Annotated in this window: 6 protein-coding genes; 1 reads left to right on the top strand and 5 read right to left on the bottom strand. The window is 68.1% G+C overall.

Features of this window, described 5'->3' with window-relative positions; genetic code table 11:
• Nucleotides 1-858: 858 nt before the first annotated feature.
• The 4 genes from ACY0I8_RS13755 to ACY0I8_RS13770 all read right to left on the bottom strand — a co-directional run bounded on the left by ACY0I8_RS13755 (nt 859) and on the right by ACY0I8_RS13770 (nt 5,006).
• Entirely contained in the window at nt 859-2,067 is a 1,209-nt protein-coding gene (locus ACY0I8_RS13755) for an MFS transporter (protein ID WP_461395213.1), read from the bottom strand.
• A 57-nt stretch (nt 2,068-2,124) separates the two neighbouring features.
• Nucleotides 2,125-3,429 (bottom strand): TRAP transporter large permease, encoded by a 1,305-nt coding sequence (locus ACY0I8_RS13760; RefSeq protein WP_461395214.1) that lies wholly within the window; start codon nt 3,427-3,429, stop codon nt 2,125-2,127.
• Complete coding sequence (locus ACY0I8_RS13765) at nt 3,426-3,923, bottom strand: TRAP transporter small permease (protein ID WP_461395215.1); 498 nt, start codon at nt 3,921-3,923, stop codon at nt 3,426-3,428. Before ACY0I8_RS13765 ends, ACY0I8_RS13760 begins: the two co-directional genes overlap by 4 nt.
• A 72-nt stretch (nt 3,924-3,995) precedes the next feature.
• Nucleotides 3,996-5,006: a TRAP transporter substrate-binding protein gene (locus ACY0I8_RS13770; protein WP_461395216.1), complete on the bottom strand. Its 1,011-nt coding sequence runs from the start codon at nt 5,004-5,006 to the stop codon at nt 3,996-3,998.
• Nucleotides 5,007-5,831: 825 nt separating this feature from the next.
• Between ACY0I8_RS13770 and ACY0I8_RS13775 the strand changes: the two genes are divergently transcribed.
• Nucleotides 5,832-7,892, top strand: coding sequence for a molybdopterin-containing oxidoreductase family protein (locus ACY0I8_RS13775; RefSeq protein WP_461395217.1), 2,061 nt, complete (start codon nt 5,832-5,834; stop codon nt 7,890-7,892).
• Here ACY0I8_RS13775 and ACY0I8_RS13780 read toward each other — a convergent pair.
• On the bottom strand, nt 7,889-9,109 hold a 1,221-nt coding region (locus tag ACY0I8_RS13780), incomplete at its 5' end, for an ATP-binding protein (RefSeq protein ID WP_461395218.1). The genes ACY0I8_RS13775 and ACY0I8_RS13780 overlap by 4 nt on opposite strands.

Raw genomic sequence — 9,109 nt, forward strand, 5'->3', positions numbered from 1 at the left:
AGGGAGAGTCCCGACGAAAAACCCACTCCCCGTTGACCCATGCCGACCACTTGAGCGTATGATCCACCCCCCAGCGTCGCTTCGCTCCGACCCCCTGGACGACATCACCGGAATCGGTGGTCGACTTCCTCGGAATACGCAACAGGGCGTTACTATTACTCCGGCGGCTAAATAGCCTCGGTCGGGGGCATGGGGCCTGCTGGAGCGCCGGGCGTGAGTGCGGCATCCGACCGCCGCGCCTTCGCACGCCGTTGTCGGCACAACAGGCCGCGGCGCCGGTGGCGGAGGTTCCGGATCTTCCAGGGCTATCCAAGCCTGGTGGGGACGCGGCGAGGTAAGGGGCCGCACCCGGCTCTCCACCGGCCCCCCAGCCGCGGGTTTCCGTAGCAACGACAGGGACCTGACAATACTTTCGTTGGTCCTGGTAGTCCCCGGGGGGCCCTCCCCTTGCGCGCCGTTCGTCGTTGAATTCCTTCCGCTGTGGGTGGAACTGTCCGTAAGACTCGCGGTGCTCGGGCGACCCGGGAGGGAGGGAACGGTTCCGGGCGAAGACGATGTCGCGCTCGTCCACCCGCTCGACGTCCCCCAACACGTATCCGGCCGTGGACCGAAGAGCTCGTCGGTTGGGGCTGGTGGGGATCAAAAGGGCCCCCACGCCGAGAACGAACGCCCAGCTCGTGGCGGCCAAGGAGCTCCGGACCCGCGGAGCGACCAGGGCGGCGAGGAGGAGGGCCCCTAGAATCGACGACGCCGCGATCGCCTTTCGGCGAAGCCGGGCGGGCTGGCCTTCTTTGCGCGCCTCCCACCAGAACCAAAGGGGGCCTGCAAGAAGAGCCAGCAGGCCGGCTGCGGGCAGGATCAAAGACACGCTCGCGCCTCCGATGCATTGGCCGCAACGTGAGGTTTGAGCAGCCCGACGACAATGAGAGCTAGAAGGCAGGAACTCCCCAGGGTGCGGGCGGCCACGTCCCACCGGCCCGCCAGGCCTATGAGTTCCCCAAGGAGCACCGGCCCCACCACCACGCCGAGGTTCCTTCCCATCATGAGGGCGCCGAAACTTTGCGCCGCGGACCCCACGCCCTGGAGCCGCCCGGGCAGCGCAAAGATGCAAGTGGGAATCACCCCCGAAGCGACGCCGTAGACCGCGAGGAGGGCAAGGCCCCACGTAGGGTTTCTTGTGGCCGGCGCCACGAACCACACGAAGGTTTGGGCGACGAGCCCGGCCCCGATCAGGGACAGCAGGGGAACCCCCCGGGCGAGCAGGGTCCCGGCAAGCAGGTTGAACGCGATGATGAGGACCGGGGGCAGGCCGTAGATAAGGGCAGCCCCGCCGGAGCTCAGCCCGTGGACCTCCACCAGGAACAGGGGAAGCCAGGTCATAAACGCGATGAACTGCATGGCCCAGAGAAGAAAGAGGCCCGACGCCAGAAGGAGCGGGACCCGCCGCCGGCTGGAGCCGCCCTGGGAGGACGCAGAGGGAAGCCCCTCGGTCTCGTCGACCCGAAGACCGTCCCCCCGTGCGAGCACGAGCCCCCAGGCGGCCAGGACCGCCGTGGCGACGAGGGAAGCCCACCACAGCCGGGGCCAGGACCCGTTCGCCGCGAGTCCCCTGGCTGCAAGGCTGCTCAACACCTGCCCTGCCGGGATCCAGGTGGCCCAAAGCGCCGTGGCGAGCATCTTTCGGCCCGGCGGGGCGCCGGCCGTTGCGAGCACCCCACCCACCACGGCGAGCACGGCGAAACCCGTTCCTTCAAGGAAACGGCCAAAGAGCATCCATCCGGCGGTCCCCGGGAGGCTCAGACCGATTCCCGTGCCGAGGGCGAGGAGGGTCAGTGCCGCAAGGATCAAAGGCCCCGGCCCCAGGGTCCGGAACCAGCGTCCCACGGGCCAGGAGAACAGGCTGCCCGCCACCGCGTAGACCGACATGAGGGCCCCGGAGACGAGGGGCGGGTACCCGTAGGCGCGCACGAGTTCCGGCAGTGCCGGGGGCACCTTGAACTGGTGGAACGCGGCGAGGATCCCCAGGGAAAGGCCGTAGACGGCCGTTCCCCACGAGGCGCGGGTCACCACGGTCCTCGGCCCCTTTGCATGCGGGACGGCTTCATTCCGGAGCCTGCGCTTCCGTCAACCGTACATGATCTTGGGCAGGAACGTGATGATCTGAGGCACCGCGATCAAGGACAGGGTGCCGAGGACGAGCGCCACGAGAAACGGCATCACCCCCTTGAAGATCAGGTGCAGGGGGATGTCCCGCGCTACGCCGTTCACCACGTAGACGTTGATCCCCACGGGCGGGGTGATGACGCCCATCTGGCCCACGAGCACGATAATCACCCCGAACCAGATGAGGTCGTAGCCGAGGTTCGTCACGATCGGGGCGAAGATGGGGATCGTGAGCATCACCAGGGCCATGGCGTCGATGAAACACCCGGCCACGAGGTAGATCCCCACGATCGCCGCCATGATGATCCAGCCCGGGAGGTCGAGTCCGCCGACCCACGCGGCCAGTTCGAAGGGGAGTCGGGTCACCGCGAGGAAGTGGCCGAAGATCGTGGCACCGGCGATGAGGAGGAGCACCATGGCCGAGGTGCGCACGGTTTCATAAAGGGATTTCACGATCCCGGCGAAGGAGATCTGGCGGCGGGCCAGGGCGAGGAGGAGGATCAGGAACGCGCCCACCGCGCCGGCCTCGGTGGGGGTGAAGAACCCCAGGAACAGGCCGCTCATCACCAGGAAGAAAACGAGAAGGGTCTCCCAGAGCTCCAGGAGCGAGAGCAGCCGTTCCTTCCAGGGGAGTTTCTCCCCCGGGGGGGCGTGGTCCGGGTGGCGCTTGCAATAGAGCCAGATGGCCCCGAGGAACCAGAGGGTCATGTAAATCGCCGGAACCACCCCCGCCACGAACAGCGCCCCGATCGACTGCTCGGTCAGAATGCCGTAGACGATGAGGAGCACCGACGGGGGCATCAGCATCCCCAGTCCACCGCCCGCGGCCACACTCCCGGAGGCGAACGCGGGGTCGTACCCGTAACGGCGCATCTCGGGCAGGCCTACGACGGCCATGGTGGCGGCGGTGGCCGGGCTCGAGCCGCACACCGTGCCGAAGGCCGTGCAGGCGGCCACGGTGGCGGCGGCGAGGCCCCCGGGGGTGGCCCCCAGCACCTTGTAGGCGCAGTCGTAGAGCCTTCGGCTGATCCCGGCGTTGAACGCGATCTGACCCATGAGCACGAAGAGCGGGATCACGGTGAGCCCCTCGGAGGTGAACACCCCCCAGATGTCCCGGGCCGTGAGGTTCAGGGCGGCCGCGGGGTTTACCATGTAGGCGAACCCGGCCACGCCGATCAGGGTCATCACGTAGGCGACGGGCATCCCCGTGAAAAAAAACGCAACCAGGATCAGGATTCCGGCCACCCCGACGGCCATGGGGCTCATGACGTCTCCTCCTTGCGGCCGCGGACCACGGTGCCCGCGCAGTCGATCACGTCCAGGGCGTAGGCGGCGGCGAACAGGTAGAAGGCCACCGCGATCAGGTAGATCACCGGGTAGGTGGGCATCCGCAGGGTCATGGACACCTCCCCGGCCTGCTTCATGGTCGTGGCGTAGTCCCACATCTCGTACCCCACCACCGTAAACAGGGCCGTGCCGAGGATCCCGGTCACGAGATCCACGGCCGCCCGCGGCCGGTCGCCCAGGCGCATCACGAGAAGCTCGACACCCACGTGGGCCCGTTTCTGGTGGGCGTAAGGAAGCGAAAATGCCAACGTGAGGGCTGCGAGCATGCCGGTCAGCTCCACGGCCCCCAGGATCGGGTGGCCGACCGCCCGGCCGATCACGTCGGCGCAGGTCAGGAGCATCATGCCCGCAAGGCAGGTGGCGCTCAGGCCGTTGGCCACCGCCGTGGCGCGGTCAAAGAGCGGAAAACGCATGATGACGGAGCTCCAGGATGAAGAGGGGCGGGTGCCCGCCGCGCCGGGCGGACACCCGCCAGGGAAGCGCGGCTATTTGTATTTGGCGAGGACGCCCCGGATGATTTCCACGGCCTTCTTGCCCGGCAGGCCCTTGGCCTCCTTGTCCTTCACGTACTCCTCGATCACCGGCTCCACCGCCTTCTTCCAACGGGCCGCCTCCTCGGCCGAGAGTTCCACCAGGTGGCCGCCCTGTTTTTCGATGTAGTTCTTCTTGCCCTCTTCGTCGATCTGGTCCCAGGCGGCCGCGGACTTGGGGATGAACTCCTGGCTCACCTCGTCGATCACCTTCTTGGCGCTGTCGGGGAGCGCGTTCCACTTCTGCTTGTTCATGACCACGAAAAACCCCGAGGTGTAGGCCGCGGAGTAGCTGAGGGTGGTGTACTTCACGACCTCTCCCAGCCGCCAGCCCTTCAACGCCTCGATGGGAAAAAGGGCCCCGTCCACGACGCCCTTCGCCAGGGACTGGTACGTTTCGGGCATGGGCATGGCCACGGGGGTTCCCCCGAGCGCCTTCACGATTTTGGCCGCGAACCCGGTGGCCCGGAATTTGAGGCCCTTGAGGTCCTCCATGGTCCGGATGGGTTTCGATTTGCTGTGAAGGAGCCCCGGGCCGTGGGCGTGGAGGTAGAGCACCTTCACGTCATCGAGTTCCTTCGGCTTCAGTTGGCGGTACACCTCGTTGATCGCCTCGGTGGCGGCCTTGGCGTTGGGGTACCCGAACGGCAGGTCTACGGCCTCCATCACCGGGAACCGACCCGGGGTATACCCGAAGAGCGACAGGGCCACGTCGGAGATGCCGCTCACCACCCCGTCGTAAGCCTGTTTGCCCTTCGTGAGGGTCTGGCCGTGGAAGAGCTGGAATGTCACCTCGCCGTTCGTGCGCTTTTCGATCTCCTTCGCCCACTCCTCGGCGAGCTTGCTGTGGACGTGGGTCGGGGGGAAGAAGTTGCTGTACGTCAGGGTCACCCCAGCCCACGCGGCGGCCGGGAGCCAGAGGATGAGAGCCAGGGGGAGCCAGACGGTTCGGATGCGACGGTTCATGGCTTTTCCTCCTTCCGGGTGCCCGGCGCGGGGCGCCGGGGTTGGGGGGATCGCTCCGGTTCACCGGTTCCTTCTTCTGCCAGCCCGAGAAACTGGGCCTTGAGGGCCGAGATCGTGCCGGCCGTGCGGTGAGTGTTCTCGCCCCACGAGGCAGATGGCCCCCGGCACGTGGGGGGGCTGGCGGCACGCGAACCCCCGAGCCCTATGCCACCATACCCCGCAGCCGTTCCACCACTGCCCCCCCCGTCTCCGGCTGGTGCATGGGTCCTCGTGGTCCCGGGTTTTGGATGAAACGCCGTTACTTCTCGAGGGGGGCGAGCACCACCCCCGCTCGAGCAAACGGAGCGTTCACTGGAATGGCCAAACCCCAGCTTGGCGCTTCCGGCATCTCTGTTCTGCGGCCGTCCCGAACGCCCCGCGCCAGGAAGGGGCACCCGTGTGGGCGTTGGTGCAGAACAAACATGGTTCGAAGTATGCCCGGCTCGGGGATGCGCGTCAAGGGGGCGGCGTCATGGGTGGCGCGTTTTTTAGGTGCATTCCCTTCGCAAAGTTGTCTTGAGTGAACAAAAAATGGTTGGCGGCCGGACACGAACCCCTTGGCGCGATCGGAGCTCCAGGGTAGGCTTGGGTGTCGCAGAAGCCTATGAACCGAAGTTTGACAGCCGGGACCGCCCCAAGTAAGCTGAGGAATAAAATAGTATTTCGCCTCATGAAATATTGCCACGCCCGGGCTCCAAAGGCGGGCCCGGGTGCCTTCAGGTCGGGTTTAGGCCCCGCTGGTTGCCGGGGCCGGCCCCATTCTCGCCGACGTACCGGAGGTGACCCATGGCGAGCCATCAGACGGAACCCCAGGTGATCTACACGGACTGCACCCTGTGCTACCACAGCTGCGGCTGCAAGGTGACGGTGCAAGACGGCCGGGCTGTAAAGGTGGAGGGGTTGGAGTCGCACCCTCTCAACCGCGGGCAGCTTTGTCCGCGGGGGGAGTCGGCCCTCGAAAACATCTACCACCCCGACCGGATCCTCCGGCCCCTGAAGCGGGTGGACGGGGAGTTTCGGGAGATCTCGTGGGACCAGGCGCTCGACGAGATCGCGGCCAAGCTCGACCAGCTTCGGCGCGACCACGGGCCCCAGGTGCTCGGGATGTTCAGCGGATCGATCGGGGTCGAGAACCTGGAGATGGCCGGGCTGGCCCAGCGGTTCAAGGCGGCATTTGGCTCGCCCAATTTCTTTTCGGTGGAGAGCGTGTGCTACCGGATGCGGATCCGGGCGCGGCAGATTACGTTCGGCAAGTACCCGGTGGAGGAGCTGGACTCGAAACTCTACATCCTGTGGGGCCACAACCCGGACGCGAGCGACTTTCCGCTCAAGCTGGCGATCGAGGAGAACCTAAAGCGGGGCGCGAAGCTGGTGGTGATCGACCCGCGGCGGATCCCCATGGCCGAGAGGGCGGATCTGTACCTGCGGATCCGGCCGGGGTCCGACGCGGCCATGGCGCTGGCCATGCTCCACGAGATCATCGTGAACGACCTCTACGACAAGGAGTTCGTGGAGCGGCATACCGTGGGGTTCCAGGAGCTGGCCCGGCACGTGAGGGAGTTCACCCCCGAATGGGCCGAGAAGCTCACCTGGGTGCCGGCGGATCAGATCCGCCGGTTGGCCCGGTGGATGGCTGAGACCAAAGGGGCGAGCATCTACCAGGGCACCTGCACCCAGGACCAGACGGCCGCCGGGGTGCAGGCAAGCCGGGCGTTCGCCGCGCTCCAGGTCGTGACCGGCAACGTCAACGTGCCCGGCGGCTGGGTCATCAGCCCGCGCCCCCGGTTCGGGAACGTGGGCCTCGACGCGGGGGGCGATCCCCTGGGCGCCGACGAATACCCCCTGTTCGTGGAGCTGTGGGGCCGGAAGAGCCCCTACGGCGTGGTTACCAAGGTGCCCGAGGCCGTGCCCGAAAAGCTCAAGGCGTTTTGGGTGGTGGGCGGAAACCCCCTGGTCTCCATGCCCGACTCGAACGCGTTCCGGGAGGCGTTCCGGCGCCTGGAGCTCCTTGTGGTGCACGACATGTTCCTCACCGAGACGGCCCGGGAGGCCCACTACGTGTTGCCGGCCTGCTCCCACCTGGAGAAATGGGGGGTGGCGTACACCTATAACGTGTGCCACGGGCTCCCCTACATGATGCTCCGCAAGAAGTGCATCGAACCCCTGGGCGAGTCGCGCTCGGAGTGGTGGGTGTTCACGGAGCTGGCGCGGCGGCTCGGGCTCGGGGAGTACTTCCCCTGGGCGACCGAGGAGGAGTTCGTGGCGTTCGAGCTCGAACCCACCGGGCTTTCGTTCGACTACTTGCTCCACGAGAAGCCGGAGGGTGACTTCTATGGGAAGAAGCGCTACGAGATGCCGCCGAATCTTCCCACCCCTTCCGGGAAGATCGAGCTCTACAGCGAGGCCATGGCCCGGGCGGGAGCCGATCCGCTGCCGGTGTATCTGGAGCCCGACCGAAGCCCCGTGAAGGCCGATCCCGAGTACCGGAAGAGGTACCCCCTCATCCTCACCACAGGGCACCGGAACTACTACTACACCCACAGCCAGTTCCGTCGGATCCGGGGGCTCAAGGAGAAAAGCCCGGAGCCGTACGCCGAGATCGGGCCCGAGACGGCCGCACGGTACGGCCTGGCGGACGGCGACCTCGCCGAGATCGAGACCAACCGTGGCCGGGTGCGCATGCGGGTGAAGGTGGACCCCAACGTGGCCGAGGGGGTGGTGTTCGTGCCCCACGGGTGGGAGGGGGAGCAGAACGCGAACCTTCTCACCGACGTGGGGTGCCGGGAGCCGATCTTCGGGTATCCGCAGATGAAGGCCCTTCTCTGCGCCGTGCGGAAGGCGGCCTAAGGGGTGACCGGGGCCGCGGCGTCCCGGGGCACGGTCACCGTGACCCGGGTGCCCCGGGGGTGGAGGGGCTCGATCCGGAGGGTCCCTCCCATGAGCTCGGTGAGGTGCTTCACGATGGCGAGGCCGAGGCCGGTTCCGCCCGTGGCCCGGGACCGGCCGGGATCCACCCGGTAGAACCGCTCGGTGACCCGGGGGATCTCGGAGGGCGGGATCCCGATCCCGGTGTCCTCCACGCGATAGACCAGCCGGTCGTCCCGCGCCTCGAGCCGCACCCGCGCCCGGCCCCCGGCCGGGGTGTAGCGCACCGCGTTTTGCACCAGGTTGATCAGGATCGATTCCAGCTTTTCCGGGTCGATCGACGCCTCCACCGGGTCCGCCGGCACCTCGGCCGCGAGATCCACCCCCGCCCGCTCGGCCTCGGCCGAGAACATCTCCACCACGGCACGCACCGGGGCCCGGGCGTCCACGCGCTCGGGCCGCAGGGGTGCGGCGCCGGCCTCGATCCGGGCGAGCTCCGCCACGTCCTGCAGGAGCGCCTCGAGCCTCCGGGCATTGCGGCGGATCGACTCCAGGAACCGTGCCGCGGCCCCGGGGTCCTCGTCCAGGGCCTCGGGCAGGGTTTCGGCCGCCCCCCGGATGGCGGTGAGCGGGGTGCGCAGCTCGTGGGCCAGGTTCGCCACGAAGTCCCGCCGCATCCGCTCCAGCTCGTGCTGCCGGGTCACGTCGCGGAGCACCACGAGCACCCCGGCTCCCCCCTCCTCGTCGGGATGGGGGACGAACCGGGCCAGAAGCCGGCAGGGCGGGTCGGGCCAGGTCACGGCCACGGGGTCCGGCGGGTGCGCGGGGTCGGCCTGGCACCGCGCCAAGGCGGTCTGAAGGTCCGGGTGGCGAAGCGCCTCCGCCCCCGTTCGGTCCTCGGCCGGGTGCCCCAGCCGCAGGATCCGGCGGGCCGCCGGGTTCGCCATCCGGATGCGGCCGTCGCGGCCGAGCACCAGGATGCCGTCGGGAAGGTGATCGAGGAGGGAGTGGAGCCGGGCCCGCTCGGCCCGAAGGAGCCGAAGTTCCTCCCGGAGGGCGTCCCGGAGGCCCCCGAGGGCGCGCTCGAGGTCGGCCAGTTCGTCGGCCCCGCCCACGGCCAGGGGCGCCTCCAGGGCCCCGGCCCCGGCCCGGGTCGCGAACTCGGTCATCCTCCGAAGCCGCCGCGCCGTGCTCCGGGA

The organism is Deferrisoma sp. (assembly GCF_054681715.1).